Here is a 23,876-nt window from a genome sequence, read left to right as displayed (position 1 = left end):
CGGAGTGGAGTGTGGTGTGACCGAGAAGGGTGTGTCGGATCGCCGGCGGTCGCGGCGGCGCAGGAGGGCGAAGATCCGTCGGGCCCTGCTCGGGTCCCTGGTCGTCGGCTCGCTGGTGCTGCTCGGCGTCGGCTGGGTCGCCTTCCGTGGCTGGCAGGCCCGGGCGCACCTGGTGAACGCGGCGGGGCTGGCCCGCGAGCTCAGCGCCGACGTGATCTCCGGCGACGTCGACCGGGCGCAGCGCACCCTGGCGGCCCTCCAGGAGCAGTCCGCCAAGGCCCGCTCGGCGACCGGGGACCCCGGCTGGCGGCTCGGCGAGCGCGCCCCCTGGGCCGGTGACGACCTCAGCGCCGTACGCCAGATCGCGGTCGCCGTCGACGAGTTGGCTCGGGGCGCGTTTCCCAGCCTGCTGCGCACGGACCTGGCGTCGCTGGTGCCCCGCGGCGGACGGCTGGACCTGGACCGGCTGACCGCCGTGTCGGGTGAGCTCACCGCGGCCGACCGGGTGGTCCAGGAGGTCCGGTCACGGCTGGCCGCCGTGCCGCAGGAGAGTCTGGTCAGCCAGATCCGGGTGGCGCTCGCCGCGTTGCGCACCGAGATGGACCGGTTGGCGGGGCTGACCGGCGCCGCCGAGCGGGGCGCGAAGCTGCTGCCGCCGCTGCTCGGCGCCGACGGGCCGCGAAGCTATCTGCTGCTGTCGCAGAACCCGGCCGAGTTGCGGGCGACCGGCGGCATGATCGGCGCGTACGCCGTGGTCCGGGCCGAGGACGGCCGGATCCGCATGGTCGAGCAGGGCACCAGCGTGAAGATCGGCCGGTTCGTGCCGCCGCTGCCGGTCCCGAAGCAGGCTCGGGCGCTCTGGAGCGACCTGCCGGGCATGTATCCGGCCGACGTCAACCTCACCCCGCACTTCCCGACGGCGGCCGCCCTCTACCGGGAGATGTACCGGCGGCGCGGCGGCTCGACGGTCGACGGGGTGCTGGCGGTCGACCCGGTGGTGCTGTCGTACCTGCTCACGGCGATCGGCCCGGTCACCGTCGCCGGTGGGCCCGCGCTCACCGGCGACGGGGCGGTCCGGACGTTGCTCAGCGACGCGTACCGGGACCTCGACGACGAACAGCAGGACGGCTACTTCGCCGCCTCCGCCGCCGCGGTGTTCAACGCCCTGTTCACCAGAAATGTAGATCCCCGAGTGCTTTTGTCGGCTTTTGACCGATCGATCACGGAAGGGAGGTTACTGTTCTGGAGTGCCCGATCTGAGGAGCAGAAGATGCTGGACGACAGCCGGTTGACCGGAGCCCTTCCGCTGAAGGACGCCGTGCCGACCGTCGGGATCTTCCTCAACGACGGCAGCGGCGCGAAGCTCGGCTACTACCTGCGTCCGGGAGCGACGCTCACGGTCGGGGCCTGCCGCGCCGACGGCCGACGCGAGCTGCGCCTGCGCTTCACGCTCCACTCCGTCGCCCCCTCGTCCGGGCTCAGCAAGTCGGTACTCGGACTCGGACTGGCCGGCGACCCGTACACCATCCGCACCCTCGTCTCCGTCTACAGCCCGGCCGGCGGCTCCGTGCTCGACGGCCGGCTCGACGGCCGGACGCTCGGGCTCGGCGGCGGCTTCGACGGGCCACGCCAGGTCGCCCTCGCCACCGTCGAGGTACGGCCCGGGCGGACCCGGACCCTCGACGTCGGCCTGCTCACCGGCAAGAACCCGGCGGACAGTGCGGCGCTACGACTCACCCCCACCGCCACCCCATGGACCACCCAAGTTGTCACCGCACCAAGCTGTGCACAGTAGGAGGGAACCCATCATGCGGCGAAACCGCATCATCATGGCGCTCGCGGCCGGCTTGGCCCTGGTGGCCGCCGTGCCGGTGGCGGCAGGAGCGGCGCAGCCGCAACCGCTGCCGGATCCGACACCGTCGGCGAGCGTGACCCAACCACCGCCGGACTACCCGCCGGTCACCACCCTGACGGTGGATCCGACGACCACCACCCCGGGTCAGCTGGTCACGCTGAACGGCACCGGCTTCCTGCCGAACGAGCTCGTCGACATCGACGTCACCATCACCGGGCTGCCGATCGCCGCGCCCGCCGCGGTGACCGCCCGGCGCGCTGACGGCAGCACGGTTGCGATGGCCGCCGTGGCGTACGCCGCGGCGCCGAACCCCGCCCCCAGCTACAGCGGCGGTGGGGCGCCACCGGTCCTGCACTTCACCGTGCGGGCCGACGCCTTCGACGACTTCGTCACCTCCTACCGGGCGACCCGTCCGGGCGTCTACACCTTCACCGCGACCGGCCGGACGTCCGGGCGGACCGCCCAGGCGACGCTGACCGTCATCGCCGGCCCGCCCGCCACCAGGCCGCCGCACCACCGGCTGCCGGTCACCGGCGCCAGCCTCGGCACGCCGATGAAGCTCGGTGGCGGCCTGGTCGGCGCCGGGGCGGTCATGGTGCTGCTGACCCTGGCCTGGCGGCGCCGTCGGCTGGACGGCTGAGCACGACCGAACGTTTTCCTTCCCTGGAAACAGGTGGGCGCCCGTCGGATCCTCGAGATCCGGCGGGCGCCCGCCCGTGTGTCGCAGCGGATGGCGGGTCCGCCGCTGCCGACACGCCCCGCGGCCCGGCGGTGCGGGACATCGGGCGGATCGGCGGGCAGGATGCCGGAATGGCTGTCGCCTCCTGGTCGGACCGTACCGGTGTGGTGGTGTTGCCCAGCGGGGCGCGGGTACGCGGCCGGCCCGCCCGGGCGCCGGCGTCACCGGCCGACTTCACCCTGCTCCTCGTCGACGGGCCGGTGCCCGAGTGGGCGTGGCGGCGGGTACGGTGGCCCGACTTCTGGATACCGCTGGACCGGGCCGACGCGCTGGACGCGCTGGGTGAGGCGCTGCGCCGGGCGTACGCGGGGGAGCGGGTCGAGGTGGCCTGTCGGGGCGGCATCGGCCGGACTGGGACGGCGCTGGCCGCGCTGGCCGTGCTGGACGGGCTGCCGGTGGACCGGGCGGTGACCTGGACGCGTGCCAACTACCACCGCCGGGCCATCGAGACCCCGTGGCAGCGGCGCTGGCTGCGCTCCCTGCGCCGTCCGGCAACCGAGCTGCCGCCGCCGAACGCGGCGGGGCCGGCGGGTTGACGGCGGCTGTCAACCTGATGCCGGAGCGCGGGCGTCGCCCGCCACATCGGGGAGGTCCGCCATGAACACGTCGCAGTACCGCCGCGCGCCGGCCGGAATGCCGTCCGGGGTCCCGTCCCGGGCGTTCGCGATCGTCGGATCGGTGCTGGCCGCGGTGCTCGTGCTGATCGTCGCCGCCGGCGCCCTGGTCAGCGGCTTCGACAAGACCGCCGGCGGGGAGGTCGGCGTGGTGCGCAACGGCGGCTGGCTGGACGACAACCGGGTCCGTCAGGTGGTGCCCGCCGGGTCGGCCCGCACCTGGACCGGCCTCTACTCCACCATGCACCGCTATCCGGCCCAGCAGCGCTTCTACACCATCACCGCCGACCCCGCCCGGGGCGACAAGACCGGCGTGGACGTGGTGAACACCCCCTCCAGCGACGGCGTGGAGATGGGCATCGAGGGCACCATCTACTTCACCCTCAACCTGAACGCCAAGGCGCTCGAGCAGTTCGACACCAAGTTCGGCACCCGGCAGTTCCGCGGCGTCGACGGCACCCTGCGCTACGCCTACGACGGCGACGAGGGCTGGAGCAGCTTCCTCGACGCGATCGTCCGGCCGGTCATCGACAACGACCTGCGCATCCAGATCAGCAAGTTCCGCTGCGCCGAGCTGGTCTCCAGCTGCGCCCTGGTCCAGAACGGCGCCCAGCGGGCCCCGGCCGCCGGCCCGGGCGACCCGGACGCGGCGGGACAGGCCAACAACACCAACATCGCCAAGGTCCAGGAGGCGGTGAACGAGAGCCTGCCCAAGGACCTCGCCGAGATGCTCGGCGGTGACTTCTTCGAGGGCATAAAGTTCAACCTGGCCCGGGTGACCCTGCCGCAGGCCGTCCAGGAGGCGGTCAACAAGGCCCAGGCGGCGTACGCGGCGGTCAGCGAGGCCCAGGCCAAGGTGGCCCAGGCCCGGGCCGAGGCCGACGCGAACAAGACCCGCCAGCAGGGCTACAACGCCTGCTCCGCGTGCGCGCAGATCGACATCATCAAGGCGCTGCCGCCCGGCGTCACCACGTACGCGCCGGGCGCCGGAGCCACCGTACCGCTGAAGTGAGGGGGGTGGCCCGGTGGTGCGGGTGCTGATCCTGCTCCTCCCGCTGGTCGTCGCGATCCTCCCGCTCTGCCTCGCGGTCGGGCGGGCGGTGGACCGGCGGGCCGCCCGCGCGGCCCGCTGGCAGGTGGTGCACTACGGCCGGGACGGGCACACGGTCGTCGCGGTGGGGCTGCTGCCCCGCCGCGGCGGCGCTCCGCTCGACGAGCACGTGGTGGACCGGATCCCGCAGGCCGATCCGGAGTGGACCACCCGGTTCCTGCGTGCGCGGGAGGTGGCCGAGGAGCGGGCATTCCACCTCAACTCCGGCGGGACGGCCCTGCCGGGCTGATCGCGCGCCACGCCGGGGTGGGTCACCCGCCATCCGATCTTCCCCGCTACCCTCCTCATCCATGAGAGGACGGGCCCTGGCAGCCGCGGTCACCGCCGCCGTACTCGTGACGACGCCGGTCCCGGCGGTCGCCGGCCCCCGGGCCGCCGCCGCCCCGGCCGGCACGCCGGTGCCGTGCCCGCACACGGTGCCACCGGCGGCGGCCCGGCCGCCCAGGCCCGTGCCGCCGCCCGCGGTGCCCGAGGCGCAGCGGGTGGGCGGCGACGCCCTGGCCACCCCCGGCCTGATCGTCCCGCCCGGCACGCCCGCGCCGCCGGCGCTCACCGCGACCTCCTGGGTGGTCGCCGACCTGGACAGCGGCGCCGTGCTCGGCGCCTGCGGCCCGCACGAGTACGGCACCCCGGCCAGCACCCAGAAGCTGCTGCTGGCGGCCACCATGATGCCGAAGCTCGACCCGAAACAGCTGGCCACCGTCACCCGGCCCGACCTGGACATCGAACCGGGCAGCTCGGCGGTCGGCCTGGTGCAGGGCGGCCGCTACCGGGTGGAGACCCTCTGGCTGGGGCTGCTGCTCAACTCCGGCAACGAGGCGGCCAACCTGCTCGCCCGACTCGGCGCCGGGTCGGTGCCCGCCGGGGTCGCGGCGATGAACGCCAAGGCCCGCGAGCTGGGCGCGTTGCAGACCCACGCGGTGACCCCCTCCGGCCTGGACGGCAGGGGCCAGTTCACCAGCGCGTACGACCTGGCGTTGATCGGCCGGGCGTGTTTCGCCATCCCCGACTTCCGCCGGTACGCGCTGACCCGCAGCACCACGATCCCGGCCCAGCCGGCGCTGAAGCAGACCGGTTTCCAGATCCAGAACGAGAACAAGCTCATCTACAACTACCCGGGGGCGCTGGGCGGCAAGACCGGCTTCACCGAGCTGGCCCGGCACACCTACGTCGGCGCGGCGCAACGCGCCGGCCGGCGGCTGGTGGTGACCCTGCTCGGCGCGGAGCGCTACCCGTTGGCCGGCTGGAAGCAGGGGGCCGCCCTGCTGGACTGGGGTTTCTCCCTGCCGAAGGACGCCTCGGTGGGCCGGCTGGTGAAGCCGGGGGAGCTGACCGCGGAAGAGGCGGCACCGGCCGCCTCGCCCCCGCCGGCGGCCTCCGAGCCGGACCCGGCCGACACCCCGGGGACGGCGGCGGCGTACCGGGCCGCCGAGGACTGGACCCGACGGTGGTGGCCGGTGGCGGCCGGGGCGGGCGTGGTGCTGTTCGTGCTGGTGACGGTGCTCCTGATCCGCAGCCGGGGGGATCGCGGTCGGCGCCGTCGCGGTCCGGGCCGGCGCCGGGCCGCCTGACCCACGCCGACCGGGACCTGCCCGACCACCCCCGCGACGACCACACCGCCCACCAGGCCCGTACGACGACGCCGGCCGGCTGACCGGTTGCGGGGTCCCGGCGCCGGGGCCGCGCCTATGGTCGACCCATGGACCGTTCCAGCCTGGCGCCGACCGCGCCGGTCGGCCGTGCCGGGCCACCGACGCCGCGCCGGTAGCCCACAGGTGACGGCCCGGCCCCACCGACCCTCCCCGGCGTCCCTGCTCAGCCTGGCCCTGTCCGGCGCTCTGCTCGCCGCGCTCAGCCTCTGGGCCCGGCACCGCCCACCGGGACCCGTGGAACGCGACCTGTTCCGGCTGCTCAACCGGCTGCCGACGGCGTCCACCCCGGCGCTGGTGGCGGTGATGTCCCTCGGCTCGTACCCGGCCGTCCTCGTGGCGGCCGCGACGGCGACGGCCGCCCGGCGGTTCCGCCTGGCCCTGGACCTGCTGCTCGCGGGGAACCTCGGCTACTGGTCCGCGGTGGCGATCCGGTCGGTGGTGGCCCGCCGACGGCCGGCCGGATACCTGCCGGACGTCCGCCTCCACGCCCACGTCCCCGACGGCTACGGCTACCCCTCCGGGCACGTGGCGGTGGCGACCGCGCTGGGCCTGGTACTGGCCCCCGCGCTGCCCCGGCGGTGGCGCTGGCTGGTCTGGACGGCGATCGGGGCGGTCGGCCTCGCCCGGATCTACGTCGGCGCGCACCTGCCGGTCGACGTGCTGGGTGGGCTGCTGGTCGGCTGGTTCGCGGCCGGCCTGACCCGACTGCTCCCCGGCCACCCCGCGGACGACGGGCGCCGGGACCACCCGCCCGGTCGCCGGGGGTGGCTGGGCCGGGTCGGCCGGCGGGACGTCTTCCTGGTGGTGATGCTGGGCGTGCTGGCGTACCTCCTGCTGCGCCAGCTCCCCCAGGTCCGGCTCGCCGCGCACGCGTCGGCGCACGCCCAACCGGGGTGGGCCACCGCCACCCTGTGCGCCGCCGCCGCCACCTACCCGCTCAGCGCCGCCGCGCTGCGGCTCGCCACCGCCGAGCGGGTGCCGCTGCGGGAGGCGGTGCTGGTGCAGGTCGCCGCGGCCTTCGCGAACCGGGTCGCGCCCGGCAGCGTCGGCGGCGTCGCGCTCGGCGTGCGGTACCTGCGCCGGCGAGGGTTGTCGGTGCCGGCCGCGGCCACGGCGGTCGCGGTGACCCGGGCGGCCGGCGTCCTGTCGGTGCTCCTGCTGCTGCCGGTGCTGCTGCCGTTCGCCCGGACCACCGGCCGGCACCTCACCGGGGCGGCCACCGGCCGGTCCACGACCGTGCTGCTGGTCGCCTCGGGGGTGCTGGCGCTGGTGGCGGCGGCGCTCGCCGTGCCCCGGCTGCGCGGCCGGGTGCGCTCCGCGCGCCACCAGGTCGCCGACGCGGTCCGGGTGCTGCGGGGCAGCGGGCGGATCCGCCGGTTGATCGTGGTGAGCGTTGGCCTCACCCTCTCCTACGGCGCCTGTCTGTGGTTCGCCCTGCTCGCCGTGGGGCTGCCGGTGGCGCTGTCACCGGTGCCCGCGGTGGTGCTGGTGTGCATCGTGGGGGAGGGGGTGGCAACGGCCGCACCCACCCCGGGCGGCCTCGGCGCCACCGAGGCCGCCCTGGTGTCCGGTCTGCTGCTGGCCGGGATCCCGGTGGCGACGGCCGTGGCCGGCGTGCTGGTCTACCGGCTGGCCAGCTTCTGGATCCCGGTGGCCCCGGGGTACGTCGCGCTGCGGCTGCTGGTGCGGCGGCAACTGGTCTGACTGCCGACCGGCAGGTGACCGGATTGGATCACCCGGCGGTGGGAATGCGCGGCGGATGAGGGAGCAGGGCCGCGGCCGGGTCGTCGTGGTGTCGGCCGACGTGGGCGCGGGCCACGACACCGCGGCCGCCGAGCTGTCCCGGCGGCTGCGCGAGCACGGCTTCCTGGTCGACCGGGTGAACCTGCTGGACACCCTTCCCGCGCCGGTGGGCTGGGCGTTCCGGGAGGCGTACCGGGGGATGCTGCGGTGGCTGCCGTGGGGCTACGAGGCGCTGTTCACCGTCACCAGCCGCTCCCGGGCGTCGGTGGTGCTGGTCCGGGCCCTGCTGCGCCCGGTCCGTCGCCGGATGCGCCGCCGCATCCCGCCGGACACCCGGGCGGTGGTCACCACCTATCCCTTCGCCAACCAGCTCCTCGGGCCGATGCGCCGCCGGCTACGGGTGCCGGTGGTCACCTACGTGACGGACTTCGTGGTCCACCCGACCTGGGTGTCACCCGGCGTGGACGTGTACTGCGCGCTGCGCCACGCCGAGCTGCGCGACGTGTCGGACCCGGTCGAACTGCGCGAGGTGCAACCACTGGTCCCGGCCGCCTTCGCCACCCCGCCGGCCGGGAACCGGGCCCGGGCGCGGGACCGGTTCGGGTTGCCCCGCGACGCCCGGCTGGCGTTGATCGTGGCGGGCGCCTGGGGGGCCGGTGAGGTGGAGACCACGGTGGCCGAGGTCGCCGCGACCGGTCGGGTCCGGCCGGTGGTGGTCTGCGGGCGCAACGAGGCGCTGCGGGAACGGTTGCTCCGCCACCACGAGCACGTGCTCGGCTGGGTCGACGACATGCCGTCGCTGATGCGCGCCGTCGACCTGGTGGTGGAGAACGCCGGCGGTCTGACCTGCCAGGAGGCGCTGGTCAGCGGGCTGCCCGTGGTCACCTACCGGCCGATCCCCGGGCACGGCCGGGCCAACGCCTCGGTGCTGGCCCGGCACGGGCTGACCCGGTGGGTGCCCTCGCCGGAGCAGCTGCGGCCGGCCTTCGACGCGCTGGCCGCCGCCTTCGACGACGACACCGCACCGCGCCGCCCCGGTCACGGTGGACCCGCGGCGCCGCCCGTCCGGGGGAGCGCCCGCCCGGCCGGCCCGGCCGATCCAGCCCGGCTGGTCGCCGAGCTGGCCGTGGCTCCCCCGCCGGCAGGGGTGTCCGCCGGGCGGGTCCGCACCCTGGTGACCGCGCTGGCGGACACCGTGGGTGACGCGATGGCCGTGCTGGTCGCCGTGGCCCAGTCGGCGGCCCTGACCAGGACCGGACGACGGTGAGGCCGCACCCGGGCGGGGCGCCGCCCTGGGCCGTCGCGCTCAACCGGGCGACCCCGGCACTGCGTACCGCCGCCGCGTCGCTCGCCGCGGCGCAGGTCGCGCCGGCCCTCCTCGCCGTGCCCGGGCTGCGGTCGTGGTGCCTGCCCGGGCTGAACGGTGGCGTGGGATCGGGCCGGGTGGCGTTGACCTTCGACGACGGCCCGGACCCGGAGTCGACCCCCTGGTTCCTGGCGGTCCTGGCCGAGCACTCGGCACGGGCGACGTTCTTCGTGCTCGGCTCCATGCTGGAACGCTCCCCGGAGCTGGGCCGGCGGATCGTCGACGCCGGGCACGAGATCGGCGTACACGGTTGGGACCACCGCAACCTGCTGTTGCGCGGGCCGGTGGCGACCTGGCGGGAGCTGTCCCGCACCCGGGACCTGGTGACCGCCGTGACCGGCCGCCGGCCGCTGTTCTTCCGTCCCCCGTACGGGGTGCTCACCGGCGCGGCGCTGCTGGCGGCGCGCCGACTCGACCTGCGGCCCGTGCTCTGGACCTGCTGGGGTCGGGACTGGACCCGCACCGCCACCGGCGACAGCGTCCACGACACCGTCCGGGCGGGGCTCGGGTCGGGCGGGACGATCCTGCTGCACGACTCGGACTGCACGGCCGTCCCCGGCGCCTGGCGGTCCAGCCTCGCCGCGCTGCCCCGGCTGCTCGCCCACTGCCGGCGGCAGGGCTGGACGGTGGGACCGCTGGGCGAGCAGCGGGCACTCGACCGGTGATCGTCGCGGTGCTGGCCGCCCTGGTGGCGGCCTTCGCCTATGCGCTCTCCACCACCATGCACGAGCGCGCGGCGAAGCGGCAGCCGGCGCGGCGGGCGCTGGATCCCCGATTGCTCTGGCGGCTGCTGGGCACCCGGTTGTGGCAGCTCGGCTGGGTCCCGGACGTCGTCGGCACGCTGGCCCAGGCCCTCGCGCTGCGGTACGGGCCACTGGCCGTGGTGCAGCCGCTGATGGCCACCGGACTCTTCATGGCCGTCCTGCTGGAGGCCGCCTGGAACCGGCGGCGGGCGCGCCGCCGCGACCTGGTGGCGACCCTGGTCGGCCTCGCCGGGTTGATCGGCTTTCTGGCCGTCGCGGACCCTCGGGCGGGGGTCGACGCCCCGACCACCACGGCCTGGTGGTGGGTGGCGGCCGGCGTGGGTGGCGTGGTGGCCCTCTGCCTCCTGGCGGCCCGCACCAGCGCCGGCGGGGCCCGGGGGGCGCTGCTCGGCGTCGCCACCGGCGCCCTGTACGGCATGGCCGCGGCCCTGCTCAAGGCGGTGGCGTCCGGTCGGCCCGGCGACCCGCTGGCGCTGCTGACCGATCCGCGCCTGGCCGCGCTGGTCGTGGTGGGCCTGCTGGGCGTGCAGCTCAACCAGAACGCGTTCCAGAGCGGTCGGATCGCCGCCCCGCTGACCGCGCTCACCCTGACCGAGCCGGTGGCCGGGGTGCTGATCGGGGTGACCGCCTTCCACGAGACGCTCTCCCTGGCAGGTGCGCGGGTCCCGCTGCTCCTGGTCGCCGCCGCGGCCATCGTGGTGGGCGTCCGGCTGGCCGGAGGTTCCGCGCCGGCCACCCGGTGACCCGCCGGTGCCCGGGAAGCGGCCGGACCGGCCGCCCCCGGGGCAGGGTCACGGCCGGAGCGGCTCCTCGCCGGCGGCCCGGGCCCGGTCCGCGTCGGCGTCGGCCGTGCCGACCGGCGTGCCGTCGGAGTCGCGGCTGGCGCCGGTGAGATCGGTGTCCGCGCCGGCGTTCGCGGCGTCCGCCCGGGCGTCGTCGGCGCCGACGACGGGACCACCGTCGCGCTCGCCGGCGTCCTCGGTCAGGTCCCCGGCGGCGGCGAGGCCGAGCGGGGCGTATCGGGGGTCGGTCATGGCTCCTCCTTCGATGTCCTTCCCCCGGGCTACCCCAGGCGCCTCGTCACGACACCTGCCGCGTGCCGCCCCGCTCACCGTCCGCCACGCTGCGCACCGGGTGCCGCAGGCCGGCCGGCCTGCGGGCCGACCGGTCCGGTCCTGCCGGGGTGGCCGGACCGTCCGGCGACCGCGGCCGGACCGGTCCCGGCCGGGGCGTACCGGCCGGCTCGCGTTCGGGCACCCACAGGCCGACCCGGGCGCCGCCGTCCGGCCCGACGCCCACCACCACCCGGCCGCCGAGCGCCCCGGCGACCGCCCGCACGATGGCCAGCCCCAGACCGGTGCCGGTGGCGGTGGGCCGGCCCGGCCGGCCGTTGACGAGCCGGGGTACGACCTCCGGCGGGATGCCGGCGCCCGAGTCGACCACCTCCACCGTCCAGCCGCCGGCGTCGCGCCGGCCGACCAGCGCGATCCGGTCGCCGGCCGCGGTGAACTTCACCGCGTTCTCGATCAGGCAGTCCAGGGCCGCCTCCAGCCGCTCAGGGTCCACCCGGCTCCGGCCGACGGCCGACCGGCAGGACCAGTCGCGGTCGGCGGCCGGCGCCCAGCGGCGGACGATCCGGGCCAGTTCCGCGTCGAGGTCGACCAGCCGGGCCTGGGGCTGCTGCTCCAGCTGCATCAGCGTGACCAGGCGGTGCGCGATGCGGGTGGCCTTGTCCAACTCGTCGAGGACCACCGTGGTGTCTTCCACCGTCGACGGCTGGTCGTGGGTGGCGCGCAGCAGTTCGGTGTAGCCGCGGGCGATGGTCAGCGGGGTCCGCAGCTCGTGTGACGCGAGCCGGACCAGCAGTTCCCGTTGGTGCGCGCGGTCCCGCTCGGCCTCCCGCAGCACCCGCATCTGGCGCAGCAGCAGGTGCCGGCGGTGCACGTGCCAGGCCATCACGATGAAGATCACCGCCATCAGCGGCTCCTCGGCGGTCTCCTCCCAGCGGATCTCGCCGACGGCCGCGTGGTGGGCCAGGATCACCCCGGTCGTGGTGGTCACGGCGGCCAGCGCCGCGACCATCCGGGACAACCGCCAGGTGGTGAAGCCGTAGACCAGCGCGAGGCTGATCCAGACCAGGTGGAACGGGACGGTCTCCTCGCCCGGCAGGAACCACATCAGCGCCACGTTGACGGTGGCGAAGACGATCCAGATCCAGGCCAGCAGGCGGTCAGTCGGCGGCGTACGCATAACCCACGCCGCGTACGGTCTCGATCCGGTCGGCCCGGTCGAGCCGGCCGCGCAGCCGGCGCACCGACACGTCGACCACGTTGCTGCCCGGGTCGAAGTGCAGCCCCCACACGTCGGCCAGCAGCTCGTCGCGGCTGCACGGCCGGCCGGCCCGGGTCATCAGGTGCTGCAACAGTAGGAACTCCCGTAGTGGCAGCTCCACCCGGACGCCGTCGACCGTCACCCGCCGCCGGTGCAGGTCCAGGTGCACCGGGCCGATCCGCAGCCACCGGCCGCCGTCGCCGCCCGGCGCGGGGCGCATCCGGGCCCGGACCCGGGCCAGCAGCTCGGCCACGGCGAACGGCTTGCCGAGAAAGTCGGCGGCGCCCGCCTCCAGCACCGCGACCCGGGTGCTGATCTCCGGCACGGCGGACAGGACCAGCACCGGCTGCTCCGGTCGCCGCTCGCGCAACTGGTCCAGCACCTGGCGCCCGTCCAGGCCGGGCAGCATCAGGTCCAGCACCACCAGGTCGAAGTCGCGGCGCAGCGCCGCGTCGAGCCCGGCGCTGCCGGAGGACGCCCGCTCGGTCAGCAGGCCACCGCCCTCCAGCGCCCGGGTGACCAACCGTCCGATCCGCTCGTCGTCCTCGATAACCAGTACCCGTCCCACCGTGCCCCCACAGCCGTCGGTGAAAATCCGGCGCCTCTATGAAGCCCGCCTCACGGTCGTTCACGCGTCCGCCGAACGGGGCTCACTTCTGTCGCGGTTCCGACACGCAGCGACGCCGGGCGGATGACGGTCGGATGACGGCCTCGTCATGAACGGTCCCCGGCGCCGGATCGCGACCCATGCTCCTCACACCAGTCCGGCCGCGCACCCGTCGCGGCGGGCCACCGCTGACCGAGGGGGTGAGGGCATGCCGCGTCGTTCCACCTGGCCGCGCTGGTTCGTGTCCGCCTGTTGCCTGCTGCTCGTCGGGATCGTCGTACCGCCGCGACCGGCCGCCGCCGAACCGACCACCGGCGCGATCACCCTGGCCGTGGTGAGCGCCCGCACGGTCGGGCCGCAGCCGCAGATCCAGCGGGGTGACCCGGTGCCCGACTACCACTGGCTGATCACCGCCGACGACGCCGGCGACCCGCACGACGCCCCGGAGCACTGCCTGCCGGCCCGCGCCGGGGTGGCCAGCGCGCCGGACTTCGCCGACCGCTGCCGCTGGCCGTCCATCCGCAACACCCCCGGGGCGGTGCCGGTGGTCGCCCAGGGCGACCAGGGCACCCTGGCCGCCGGTACGCCCCTGGACGAGCTGCCCGCCGGCCGCTACCTGATCTCGGTCACCGCCGACGGCTACAAGATCGACGGTGAGCACTTCACCGTGACGCCGGGCCGGACCACCGACGTGAGCGTCGGCATGCAGCCGTACCCGCTGCCGCTGGGCACCGTCCGGCTGCGTGTCTTCGAGGACGCCGCACCGGTCGACGGCACGTACGAGGTCGGCGCGGAACACGGGCTGGCCGGGTTCACCGCGCACCTGGCCGACGTGATGGGCGAGGTGACCGTCGACTACTACGGCAACCCGCTGTGCACGCGGTACGCGCACACCGCGCCGGACGTCGACCACCCGACCGGTCGGGTCGTCTTCGACGACGACGGCCGGCCGGTGATCGCGGAGGAGTCCACCGGCTGCCGCAGCGACGCCGACGGCGACATCACCATCCCCAACCTCGGCCCCGACCGGTACGCGGCGCAGGTCGTCGCGCCGGGCGGACGCAGCTGGGTGCAGACCACCACCCTGGAGGGCGGCCACGACTGGGACGTCTGGGTGCAGGAGGGCGACACCGGCTACGACACCGAGCAGACCCTCGGCGGTGAGCCGGTGCCGTACGTCGACTTCGGGTTCGTCTCCCCGACGTCGCTGTCCGGCACCGCCACCGGGGCGATCACCGGCACCGCCGTGCAGGCGTACACCTATGTCGGTGGCCAGGGCGGGGTCACGCTGCCGGCCGACGGGGTGGCCGGGGCGAAGATCGCCGGGCCGGTGGCCCGGCCCTGGGTGGCCCTGTCCGACCTGGGCGACGGCGACCGGATGGTCTACCTGGACCGCGGTGGCGCGGACGGCTCGTTCCGGATTTCGAACGTGCCCGACGGCGACTACCAGCTGACCCTGTGGGACGGCCCGCAGGAGATGCTGCTCGACTCGTTCAACGTCACGGTCAGCGGCGGGCGGACCGTCGACGTCGGGGCGAAGCCGCTGGTCGGCTGGTTCACCGAGATCACCGGCACGGTCTTCGTCGACACCAACGGCAACGGCCGGCAGGACCCGGGGGAGAAGGGCGTGCCGCGCTTCCCGGTGGTCCTCAAGGAACGCGACAACTCCCTGATGGACCAGGGCACCAACAGCGTCGTCACCGACAGCGCCGGGCACTACGCCATCAAGGAGGCGTACCCGCTGACCAAATGGCTGGTGCTGGAGGCGTTCAACACCCGCTACCGGACCACCGGCATCACCGTCCAGGCGCCCAACGAGCCGACCCCGACCACCCTGCTCGGCGCGGCCGTCGACGTCGACGTGCTGCCCATCATCGGGCTCACCGGCCGGGTCGACTGGGGTGTCCAGCCGTACCGGGGGACGGAGAACGGCGGCATCGCCGGCACCGTCACCTACGACACCACCCGCAACGAGCTGGACCCCGCGTACGCGGTCACCGAGCCGTACCAGCCGGGCATCCCCGGGCTGAAGGTCCACCTGTACGCGGTGGTGCGGGACGCCGACGGCGAGCCGGTCCGCGAGGCGGACGGGTCGCTGCGGAAGGGCCCGGAGCTCAACGACGCGTACACCTCGGAGACCTGGCAGCCCGGGCGTGGCTGCACCGCGCGGATGTTCGACGGGCGGCCGCTTACCGACCAGCAGGCCCTGCCGGACTTCGGCCGGGAGGCGGACCAGATGTGCGTGGAGGCCCCGATGATGGGCTTCCAGGCCGCGCCCACCGACAACGACCCGACCAACTTCGGGCAGACCGTCAACGGCAACTACGCCTTCGCCGACTCGAAGCTGAACCTGGTCCCGCCGGGCGACCCGGCCAACCCGGCCCCCGACCACGACCTGCCGCTGTACGCGCCGCTGCCCGACGGGCAGACCGAGCCGCTGCTGCCCGACGACTACCTGGTCGCCGTGGAGAGCCCGGACAACCCGGTCGGCGGTGGCGCGATGTACCAGCCCACCCGGGAGGAGGACGTCAACGTCTTCGCCGGCGACGGCTTCCTGCCCCAGGAGAACTTCCCGCCCTCGGCGGACCAGGCCGGTGAGCAGCCGGCGCCGCCGGACCCGCAGCCCGATCCGGGTGAGCCGCCGTCGCAGGGTAACGGCATCACCTCCTCCTGCGCCGGCGCGCTGCACACCGTGCACGTCACCGACCCGGGCTTCCGCGACGCCGGGGGCAGCCCGTTCGAGGGCCAGTCGCGCCCGCTCTGCGACACCAAGCTGGTCGAGGTGCGCGCCGGGCAGGCCAGCGCCCCCAACTTCAACCTCTTCACCCCGGTCCCGCCGCCCACCCACTTCTGGGGGCTGGTCATCAACGACCTCGGCCTCACCCGGGACAAGCGCAGCAGCAACTTCGGCGAGGCGGAGGGCCTGCCGAACGTCCCGGTCGGCCTCTACGACTGGGCCGGGCGGCTGGTGGACACCGTGGACACCGACTTCAACGGCATGTACGAGGCGATCGAGCCGTCGACCAGCACCTACAACTGCCCGCTGCCGGCCGGGCCGTGCCCGAACATGTACCGGTTCGTCGGCAACGACCCCGGCCAGCCGGGGCACCTCAACGCCAACTGGAACCCCCGCTACCGCACCATCGCCACCAACTTCCAGGCCTGGCCGGGGCTGTACACGGTGACCGACACCGCGCCCACCCAGGTCGCGGCGGTGGCCATCGGCGGTGACTCCGGGCAGCTCGGCGCGGTGGTCTGCGACCCGGCCGCCGACGTCCCGCAGGTCTACGCCGCCTCCCGGCCGATCCTGCGCGGCAACGACCCGAACCGGCAGCTCACCCTGACCGGGACCGGCTTCGGCGCCACCCCGGGCCGGGTCGACGTCACCGGCTTCACCGACCCCACCGAGGCGCCGCGGGTCACCGTGACCTCCTGGTCGGACCGGCGGATCACCCTCACCCTGACCAACCGCAACAACCCGACCGACGAGCTGACCCGCGGCGCGGCGGTGCTCAGCGTGACCGCCGCCAACGGCCAGCGGACCGTCGACGGCCTCACCCTCCAGATCGTCGGCAACGGGGCGGGCACCGGCACCCGCGGCAACCCCCGGGTGCTCCAGGTCAACCCGCCCACCTCGGCGGTCCGCGCCGGGGAGACCACGTACGCCACCGTCCAGGCGGCGCTGGAGGCGGCGAGCCGGGCCGGCGGCACCGCCGTCGTCGCGGTCTGGCCGCACGCCGCCGGCATCGACAACCCGTACGGCGCCTACTACGAGAACGTGGTCGTGCACTCCTCGGTGTGGCTGCGCGGGGTCGGCCCCGGCGGCCGGTACGCCGACGGCACGTACGTCCCCGGGTCGGTGCTCGACGGGCGTGGCTTCGGCATCGACAACCCGGCCGGCACCGCCTGGGTGAACCTGGTCCAGGCCATCCCGCACGCCGCACCGGCGCAGGTGCCCGACGGGGCGGTGGTCACCCTGCTCGGCCGGGAGAACCAGTTCACCCGGCTCAACGCCCCGGCCGTCTCCGGTTTCCGGATCACCGGCGGCAACCAGTCCGACTTCCCCGGCAACGTCAACGCCAACGGCAGCGTGCACACCCCGGTCGGCGCGGACGGCGCCCTGATCACCCAGGGTGGCGGCGTCTACCTGCACTCCCAGCTGCACTACGCGGAGATCACCGACAACGTGATCGCCGCCAACAGCGGCGCGTACGCGGGCGGCGTCCGGATCGGCACGCCGTACGTGGACACCGGCAACGACCACGTCAGCGTCTCCCGCAACCAGATCCGGGACAACGGCGGCACCAACCTCGCCGGTGGCGTCGGCGTCTTCGCCGGCAGCGCGGGTTACTCGGTGGACCACAACGCGGTCTGCGGCAACTTCTCCGCCGAGTACGGCGGCGGGATCAGCCACTACGGCCGCTCCGCCGGTGGGCGGATCACCGAGAACCGGATCTGGCTCAACCAGTCGTATGACGAGGCCGGCGGGGTGATGGTCGCCGGGGAGCTGCCCGCGGACCCGACGAAGCTGTCGCCCGGCTCCGGCGCGGTCACGATCGACCGCAACCTGGTGGAGGCGAACCTGGCCAACGACGACGGCGGTGGGGTACGGCTGCTCCAGGTCGGCAACGTGCCGGTCACGGTGACCGACAACATGCTGGTGGACAACATCTCCACCCACGAGGGCGGCGGCATCGCCCTCGACGACGCGCCGGACGTGCGGTTCGTGGCGAACACGGTGGCCGGAAACCTCACCACCGCGACGGCGGCCACCAGCACCGGCCGCGCCGCCCCGGCGGGTCTGTCCACCGCCGCGAACAGCGACCAGCTCCAGGCCGTCCTGCCGGCCGGCTCGCCCACGTTCAGCAGGCCGAAGATGTTCGACAACGTCTTCTGGGACAACCGGGCCGGCGAGTGGAACGGCGTCTCGGTCACCGGCATCGGCGCGGCCGGCGCCCCCGCCGGCGAGGCGGTGCGGCACTGGGACATGGGCTCCGCCGACGGGGTCGGACCGCTCACCCCGACCGAGTCGGTGTTGCAGGACACCACCGGCACCGCGCCGAGCGCCACCAACCGGGTGGGCCTCGACCCCAGGTTCCGCAACCCGTTCCCGGTGTCGGTGTCGGTGCTCACCTCCCGCACCTTCCCGACCTTCCGGCAGGCGGTGATCGTGCTCCAGCAGGTGCCGCTGACCCGGATGGGCGACTGGCACCTGACCGACGCCACCTCGTCCGCCAGCGACCTGGGCGTCCTCACCCGCACCTATGGCGGCACCACCGTCGTCGCCCCGCCCACCGACATCGACGGGCAGCCCCGGGCGCTCCCGCACCCCGACGCGGGCGCCGACGAACTGCCCGTGGTCCCGCTCGCACCGACCCGCCGGCCCCGCTGACCCGTACCGGCACCCGGCCGGCCAGGACCGGCCGGTACGCCGGGGGCGGTCGACCCACAGCGGCCGCCCCCGGACCCCGACCCATCGAGGAGGAGATCGTGACCGATCCCGTACGGCAGGGGAGCATCAGCCGGCGTGCCCTGCTGGCCGGCCTCACCGGTCTGGGCACCTGGGCGGTCCTGCCGGAGAGCGGCTCCGACGCCCAGCCGCGCCGGCCGGCGGCCCTGCTGCCCCGGGCGGTGCCGAACCCGACGGCCAGCCTGCACCTGGCCGCCACCGACGGCTGGGTCTCCATGCCGCAGGGCTCCCCACCGATCAGCCCGTTCTGGCCGGACCCGCTCGCCCCGGCCGGCTCCGACCTGTACGTCTTCGGCTTCCGCGACGTCACCGGCCTGTCGGCGACGGAGGTGACCGGCCAGCGGGGAAAGGCGCAGATCACTGCCCCGCTGCTCGGCTTCGACCAGGAGACCGACATCAAGATCAAGCTGACCAATCTCGGACTGTCACAACGCCCCGACCTCGTCGACGGGCACACCGTGCACTGGCACGGCTTCCGCAACGCCATCCCGCTCTTCGACGGCGTGCCCGAGCTGTCCATCTCGGTGCCGATCGGCCGCGAGTTCACCTACTTCTACCGGCCGCACGACGCCGGAACGTACATGTACCACTGCCACTTCGAGGACGTCGAACACGTCCAGATGGGGATGACCGGGATCGTCTACGTCCGGCCGGCCCAGAACTCCGGCACCGCCGACGTGCCCCCCGGGCGCTACGTCTACAACGACGGCGACGGCTCCACCCGCTACGACCGGGAGTTCGCGCTGATGCTCACCGAGGTGTGGGCCGAGGCGCACTACCGGGACGCGCACATCCAGACCACCGACTGGACCGACTACAAGCCGTCCTTCTTCGCCTTCAACGGGCGCTGCTACCCGGACACCCTGGCCCCCAACGGCGATCCGCTCAGCCAGGCCGCCGGGCGGCTGCGCTACCAGCCGATCTCGTCGCTGATCACCGCCAACGCGGGGGAGCGGGTGCTGCTGCGGCTGGCCAACCTCGGCTACCGAAACCACACCCTCACCGTGGACGGTGTCGACCTGCTGGTGGTCGGCAAGGACGCCGCGTTGCTGCGCGGCCGCGACGGCAGCGCCGAGTACCAGGTCACCAGCACCGTGCAGATCGGACCGGGGGAGAGCCGCGACGTCATCCTCACCGCACCGGAACCCGGCACGTACCTGCTCTACGACCGCGACCTGACGTCGCTGGCCAACGCCGGCGGCGGGCGTGGCGGCCAGCTCACCGAGATCCGGATCTCGCCGCCCGGCACGCTCCCGGCGCAGACCCGGGCGAACGCCTGAGATGGGGGTACCGATGCTTCCTGCAGACCTCGGCCGGTGGAAGCGGCTGAGCGCGGTGCCGCTCGCGGCGGCCGTCGTCGCCGTGCTCGTCGTCCCCGGGCCGGACCGGGTGGCCGCCAGCCCGCCCGCCGGCCTGGAGTGCCGGACCGCCGCCGACAACGCCTTCGACCTCACCGCCACCGGGGGGTACGCGGCGATGCCCGACGGCAACACGATCTACATGTGGAGCTACGCCTCCGGCGGCGGGGAGTTCCAGCTGCCCGGCCCGACGCTCTGCGTCACCTCCGGCACGAAGGTGACCGTCGTGCTGCACAACAGCCTGCCGGAGCCCACCTCGATCACCTTCCCCGGCCAGGCGCAGGTGCTCGCCGACGGGCGGCCGGCCCAGCCGGAGACCGACGCCGCCGGCACCCTCACCTCGCTGACCACCACGGCCGCGGCGAACAGCGGCGCCGTCACCTACACCTTCACCGCGGGCCCGCCGGGCACCTACCTCTACCAGTCCGGAACCGACGTGCAGAAGCAGGTGCAGATGGGCCTCTACGGCGCCCTCGTGGTGCGCCCGGCCGGCCACCCGGACCGGGAGAACGACCGGGCCGACTCGGCGTTCGACCCCGACCACGAGTACCTCTACCTGCTCGGTGAGATCGACCCCGACCTGCACCTGGCCGTCGAGCGTAGGCGGGCGTACGACTTCACCAGGTACAAGGCCCGCTACTTCACCATCAACGGGCGCAGCATGCCGGACACCATCGCCCCCAACCACGCCGAGTGGCTGCCCGCCCAGCCGTACGGGGCGTTGATCCACATCCGGCCGTACGACCCGGTGGGCAACCCGAAGCCGGCGCTGATCCGATATCTCAACGCCGGATCGGTGGCCTACCCGTTCCACCCGCACGGCAGTGACGAGCAGCTGATCGCCCGGGACGGCCGGCCCGCGCAGGGCCCCGCGGGGCAGGACCTGTCCTTCTCCAACTTCCTCATCGACGTCTCCCCGGGCCAGACCGTCGACACCCTGATGATCTGGAAGGACGCCGAGCACTGGGACCCGCAGGGCAATCCGATCCCGGTGCCGCTGCCCTCGTTGCAGGACCAGATCGTCGGCCCCGGCCCGGAGACCTGGTTCGCGGAGAACCCGTACCTCGGCGGGACGCCCGGCGAGCTGCCGCCCGGCGTGGTGCAGAACAACCAGTGCGGCGAGTACTACCACGTGGCGCACAGCCACGCGCTGGAACAGGCCACCAACTACGGGGCGAGCTTCGGCGGGATGATGACGCTGATCCGCATCGACCCGCCCGCCGGGTGCCCGGCGTGACCAGGCAGGGGAGGGCGACGATGAGATCGACCCGTACGCGTCGGCTGCTCGCCGGGGTCGCGGCGGCGGTGCTGGCGTTCGGTCCGGCCCCGGCCCCACCGGCGACGGCCCCCACCGGGCGGGCGGCGACCCTGGCCGGTGACCCCGCCCCGCCGCAGGGGGTGCTGCCGCAGACCGGCTGCCGGCTCGGCGACGGCACGGCCACCTGCGACGTGTGGGCGAAGCCCGGCACGGTGGTGCTGCCCGGCGCGTCGGCTCCGGTGCCGATCTGGGGGTTCGCCGGCACCGACACCGCACCAGCCACGGTGCCCGGCCCGGTGCTCGTGGTCGACCAGGGCCAGCGGGTGACCGTCACCGTGCACAACGGACTCGCCGACGCCTTGTCGCTGGCCTTCCCGGCGGTCACCGGGCTCGCCCCGGACCGCGCCGGCGCACCACCCGGCGGCACCCGCGGCTACACCTTCACCGCGACCCGCCCCGGCACCTACCTCTACGAGGCGGGCCACACCGCCCTCGGCGCCCGGCAGGTCGCCATGGGCCTGGTCGGGGCGCTGGTGGTCCGGGCCCCCGCGGTCGGCGGGCGGCCCAGCGCGTACGGGGACGCCGCCAGCGTCTACGACGACGAGGCGGTGCTGGTGCTCACCGAGCTGGACCCGGCGTTCAACGCCGCCCCGCTCAGCTACGACCTGCGCGCCTACGCGCCGAAGTACCGGCTGATCAACGGCAAGGCGTTCCCGGAGACCGACGTGGTCGCCACCGACGTCGGCCGGCGGGTGCTGCTGCGCTACGTCGCCGCCGGGGTGCAGCCGCACCCGATGACCCTGTTCGGCCTCGACCAGGCGATCGTCGGGCAGGACGCCCGGCCGGCCGCCTACCCGGAGGCCGCGGTGACCGTGCCGCTGCAACCCGGGCAGGCGGTCGACGCCGTGGTCGCCGTCCCGGCCGGCCCGGACGGGCGGCGCTTCGCCCTCGCCGAGTCCGGCGGTCAGCTCAACAACGCCGGCCAGCGCTACGGCACCACCGTCACCGGGGTCAGCCCGCAGCAGGCCTTCGGCGGCATGCTGACCTTCCTCGACACCAACCCGCCCGCCGACGGCGGCGACCACGTCGGGCCGACCGCCGGCAACGTGCGGGCCGCCCCGAACCCGGCGAGCGTACGGGACACGGTGACGGTCACCGCCGACTTCACCGACGCCCGCAACGGCAACTCGGTGGTGGACCGGGCCGAGGCGGTCCTCGACGACCTGCGGATCGCCGAGGGGACCGGCCTGGCGTTCACCGGCGCCGCCTTCGGCGCCGGCCCCACCGTCACCGGAGCCACCGCCACCCTCCCCGCCGACCTGCTCACCACCCTCACCCAGGGCCGGCACACCATCTGGGTACGCGGCCACGACGCCGCCGGCAACTGGGGCGTGGTCGGCAGCACCACCCTCAACCTGGCCGTCACCGGGGCGGTCACCACCGGGGTGACGCTCACCCCGACCCCCACACCTGGAACCGGGGACATCACGATCGCCGCCTCCGCCGACGACTCCGGCCTCGGCGGCACCGTCACCGCCGCCGAGTACTTCGTGGACACCACCGGCGACAACGGCACCGGCACCCCGCTCATTGTGGCCAACCCGGGCGCCGCCGCCACCGGCGAGTCGGGCAGCATCCCGGCCGTGGTGGCCGCCGCCCTGGCCGAGGGACGACACACCGTGCTGGTGCACACCCGCGACTCGTTCGGCCTGTGGGGCCCGTACGCCACCGCCGACCTGGTCGTCGACCGGACCGTGCCGACGCTGCTCTCCGGCGCGGTCGACCCGGCCGCCACCGACGGGCGCAAGGGCTCCGCGTCCGACCCGACCGACCTGCGGGTCAACGCCGCGTTCACCGACCCCACCGCCGGTGGGGTGCACTCGGTGGTCAGCGCGGCGGAGGGCTTCCTCGACGTGGCCGGGGCCGACGGCACCGGGTTCACCTTCGTCGCCCTCGACGGGTCGTTCAACGGAGCCACCGAGAACACCTACGGGCTGCTGCCGCTGACCGAGCTGACCGGGCTGACCGACGGCGCCCACCAGGTGCTGGTGCACGCCCGCGACAGCGCCGGCAACTGGGGCCCGCTGGCCCCGGTCACCTTCACCCTGGACCGCACCGGACCGGTGGTCACCGCGGTCACCGCCACCCCGAACCCGACCGCCGGGGCGGCGACGCTCACCCTGAGCGCCACCGCCACCGACGCGGCCTCCGCGGTCACCGCCGCCGAGTGGTACGAGGGCGCCGACCCCGGCGTCGGCCACGGCCACCCGATGACGGTCGCCGGCACGGCCGTCACCGCCACGGTCGCCCTCAACGGGTTCGGCGCCGGCAACCGCACCCTGCGGGTCCGCGCCCGCGACGCGCTGGGCAACTGGGGTACGGCCGGTGCGGTCACCGTCGCCGTCGAGCCGCCGAACGCCATCTTCGCCGACGGGTTCACCACCGGCACCGGCGCCTGGTCCCGAGTGGTCGGCACGGTGTCGTCCGGCACCGGCCAACTGGTCGCCGGCACCGTCGGGTACGTCGTCGACGACACCCCCGCCGCGGAGCGCACCGTCCACACCAGGGCGGACGTCGTCCTCGGCACCTTCAACCCGCAGACCGCCGTGGTGACCGTGGAGCAGTTGACCAACGCGTCGGGCGCGGCGGTGGCCGTCGTCCAGTACCGGCGTAACGGCACCACCAACCAGTTCCGGCTGGGTCTGCTGCGGCCGGCCGGCTGGACGTACACCGGTTGGGTTGCCGCGAACGGCGGCACGGTCCGGTTGGACTGGGTCTCGGCCACCGCGGGGTCGGCCACCCTCAAGGTCGGCGCCGTCACGGTCGGCACCCTGACCGGCGACACCAGCGGCTACCCGGTGGAGGCGGCGGCCCTGGGCCTGGTCGCCCGCACCGCCGCCACCACCGGCTCGCTCAGCTTCGACAACTACGCCTCCACCCGCTACACCGCACCCTGACGCCACGTGGGGCCGGGTTCCCGCCCGGCCCCACCGTCCCCCCGAGGAGGC

General features: G+C 74.8%; 17 protein-coding genes. 14 read left to right on the top strand and 3 right to left on the bottom strand.

Annotation, left to right across the window (positions count from 1 at the left end):
- The first annotated feature begins 16 nt into the window (after positions 1 to 16).
- The 10 genes from GA0070564_RS08455 (at position 17) to GA0070564_RS08410 (ending at position 10,587) form a co-directional block, all read left to right on the top strand.
- Positions 17 to 1,795, top strand: a complete 1,779-nt coding sequence (locus GA0070564_RS08455; RefSeq protein ID WP_245669870.1) for a DUF4012 domain-containing protein — start codon at positions 17 to 19, stop codon at positions 1,793 to 1,795.
- Positions 1,796 to 1,808: 13 nt separating this feature from the next.
- The gene (locus GA0070564_RS08450) at positions 1,809 to 2,495 is read left to right on the top strand and encodes a hypothetical protein (RefSeq protein WP_091605319.1); all 687 of its coding nucleotides are present in this window, start codon (positions 1,809 to 1,811) and stop codon (positions 2,493 to 2,495) included.
- A 170-nt stretch (positions 2,496 to 2,665) separates the two neighbouring features.
- Positions 2,666 to 3,130, top strand: coding sequence for a protein-tyrosine phosphatase family protein (locus GA0070564_RS08445; RefSeq protein WP_091605315.1), 465 nt, complete (start codon positions 2,666 to 2,668; stop codon positions 3,128 to 3,130).
- A 61-nt stretch (positions 3,131 to 3,191) separates the two neighbouring features.
- A complete protein-coding gene (locus GA0070564_RS08440) occupies positions 3,192 to 4,220 on the top strand; it encodes an SPFH domain-containing protein (RefSeq protein WP_245669869.1) in 1,029 nt (342 codons plus the stop codon).
- Between the two features lie 13 nt (positions 4,221 to 4,233).
- Positions 4,234 to 4,548 (top strand): hypothetical protein, encoded by a 315-nt coding sequence (locus GA0070564_RS08435; RefSeq protein WP_091605312.1) that lies wholly within the window; start codon positions 4,234 to 4,236, stop codon positions 4,546 to 4,548.
- A gap of 61 nt (positions 4,549 to 4,609) precedes the next feature.
- Complete coding sequence (locus GA0070564_RS08430; RefSeq protein ID WP_091605307.1) at positions 4,610 to 5,890, top strand: D-alanyl-D-alanine carboxypeptidase family protein; 1,281 nt, start codon at positions 4,610 to 4,612, stop codon at positions 5,888 to 5,890.
- 204 nt (positions 5,891 to 6,094) lie between these two features.
- Positions 6,095 to 7,675, top strand: coding sequence for a flippase-like domain-containing protein (locus tag GA0070564_RS08425; protein WP_091605302.1), 1,581 nt, complete (start codon positions 6,095 to 6,097; stop codon positions 7,673 to 7,675).
- 55 nt (positions 7,676 to 7,730) lie between these two features.
- Positions 7,731 to 8,981: an MGDG synthase family glycosyltransferase gene (locus GA0070564_RS08420; protein WP_091605299.1), complete on the top strand. Its 1,251-nt coding sequence runs from the start codon at positions 7,731 to 7,733 to the stop codon at positions 8,979 to 8,981.
- Positions 8,978 to 9,745: a polysaccharide deacetylase family protein gene (locus GA0070564_RS08415; protein WP_245669868.1), complete on the top strand. Its 768-nt coding sequence runs from the start codon at positions 8,978 to 8,980 to the stop codon at positions 9,743 to 9,745. The genes GA0070564_RS08420 and GA0070564_RS08415 overlap by 4 nt, the downstream gene beginning before the upstream one ends.
- Positions 9,742 to 10,587, top strand: a complete 846-nt coding sequence (locus tag GA0070564_RS08410; protein ID WP_091605294.1) for a DMT family transporter — start codon at positions 9,742 to 9,744, stop codon at positions 10,585 to 10,587. The genes GA0070564_RS08415 and GA0070564_RS08410 overlap by 4 nt, the downstream gene beginning before the upstream one ends.
- 48 nt (positions 10,588 to 10,635) lie before the next feature.
- Here the strand turns inward: GA0070564_RS08410 and GA0070564_RS08405 are convergent, their stop codons facing one another.
- The 3 genes from GA0070564_RS08405 to GA0070564_RS08395 are packed head-to-tail and all read right to left on the bottom strand — an operon-like array spanning position 10,636 to position 12,743.
- A complete protein-coding gene (locus tag GA0070564_RS08405) occupies positions 10,636 to 10,878 on the bottom strand; it encodes a hypothetical protein (RefSeq protein WP_091605290.1) in 243 nt (80 codons plus the stop codon).
- Positions 10,879 to 10,924: 46 nt separating this feature from the next.
- Positions 10,925 to 12,094: a sensor histidine kinase gene (locus GA0070564_RS08400; RefSeq protein WP_091605286.1), complete on the bottom strand. Its 1,170-nt coding sequence runs from the start codon at positions 12,092 to 12,094 to the stop codon at positions 10,925 to 10,927.
- Positions 12,075 to 12,743, bottom strand: a complete 669-nt coding sequence (locus GA0070564_RS08395; RefSeq protein ID WP_091605281.1) for a response regulator transcription factor — start codon at positions 12,741 to 12,743, stop codon at positions 12,075 to 12,077. Before GA0070564_RS08395 ends, GA0070564_RS08400 begins: the two co-directional genes overlap by 20 nt.
- Positions 12,744 to 12,990: 247 nt before the next feature.
- On the opposite strand from GA0070564_RS08395, the gene GA0070564_RS08390 reads away from it, so the two are divergent.
- The 4 genes from GA0070564_RS08390 (at position 12,991) to GA0070564_RS08375 (ending at position 23,825) form a co-directional block, all read left to right on the top strand.
- On the top strand, positions 12,991 to 18,174 hold the full coding sequence (locus GA0070564_RS08390; RefSeq protein ID WP_091605277.1) for a hypothetical protein: 5,184 nt from the start codon (positions 12,991 to 12,993) through the stop codon (positions 18,172 to 18,174).
- Positions 18,175 to 18,272: 98 nt separating this feature from the next.
- Positions 18,273 to 19,532, top strand: coding sequence for a multicopper oxidase domain-containing protein (locus tag GA0070564_RS08385; RefSeq protein WP_218104898.1), 1,260 nt, complete (start codon positions 18,273 to 18,275; stop codon positions 19,530 to 19,532).
- 13 nt (positions 19,533 to 19,545) lie between these two features.
- Positions 19,546 to 20,847 (top strand): multicopper oxidase domain-containing protein, encoded by a 1,302-nt coding sequence (locus GA0070564_RS08380; protein ID WP_141714725.1) that lies wholly within the window; start codon positions 19,546 to 19,548, stop codon positions 20,845 to 20,847.
- 20 nt (positions 20,848 to 20,867) lie between these two features.
- Positions 20,868 to 23,825 carry a multicopper oxidase domain-containing protein gene (locus tag GA0070564_RS08375; protein ID WP_091605270.1) on the top strand — a complete coding sequence of 986 codons (2,958 nt, stop codon included), beginning with the start codon at positions 20,868 to 20,870 and terminating at the stop codon, positions 23,823 to 23,825.
- The last annotated feature ends 51 nt before the right edge of the window (positions 23,826 to 23,876 follow it).

Origin of the sequence: Micromonospora mirobrigensis, assembly GCF_900091555.1 — a bacterium.
GTDB classification, from domain to species: Bacteria; Actinomycetota; Actinomycetes; order Mycobacteriales; family Micromonosporaceae; genus Micromonospora; species Micromonospora mirobrigensis.
The sequence above is the reverse complement of the archived record's forward strand: the minus strand, read 5'-3'. Positions and strand labels throughout refer to the sequence as shown.

What these genes read in the sequence shown, in the direction of transcription:
- GA0070564_RS08450 (WP_091605319.1), top strand. Translation starts at nt 1,809, where the DNA reads ATGCGGCGAAACCGCATCATCATGGCGCTCGCGGCCGGCTTGGCCCTG.
- GA0070564_RS08445 (WP_091605315.1), top strand. Translation starts at nt 2,666, where the DNA reads ATGGCTGTCGCCTCCTGGTCGGACCGTACCGGTGTGGTGGTGTTGCCC.
- GA0070564_RS08440 (WP_245669869.1), top strand. Translation starts at nt 3,192, where the DNA reads ATGAACACGTCGCAGTACCGCCGCGCGCCGGCCGGAATGCCGTCCGGG.
- GA0070564_RS08430 (WP_091605307.1), top strand. Translation starts at nt 4,610, where the DNA reads ATGAGAGGACGGGCCCTGGCAGCCGCGGTCACCGCCGCCGTACTCGTG.
- GA0070564_RS08420 (WP_091605299.1), top strand. Translation starts at nt 7,731, where the DNA reads ATGAGGGAGCAGGGCCGCGGCCGGGTCGTCGTGGTGTCGGCCGACGTG.
- GA0070564_RS08405 (WP_091605290.1), bottom strand. Translation starts at nt 10,878, where the DNA reads ATGACCGACCCCCGATACGCCCCGCTCGGCCTCGCCGCCGCCGGGGAC.
- GA0070564_RS08400 (WP_091605286.1), bottom strand. Translation starts at nt 12,094, where the DNA reads ATGCGTACGCCGCCGACTGACCGCCTGCTGGCCTGGATCTGGATCGTC.
- GA0070564_RS08390 (WP_091605277.1), top strand. Translation starts at nt 12,991, where the DNA reads ATGCCGCGTCGTTCCACCTGGCCGCGCTGGTTCGTGTCCGCCTGTTGC.
- GA0070564_RS08380 (WP_141714725.1), top strand. Translation starts at nt 19,546, where the DNA reads ATGCTTCCTGCAGACCTCGGCCGGTGGAAGCGGCTGAGCGCGGTGCCG.
- GA0070564_RS08375 (WP_091605270.1), top strand. Translation starts at nt 20,868, where the DNA reads ATGAGATCGACCCGTACGCGTCGGCTGCTCGCCGGGGTCGCGGCGGCG.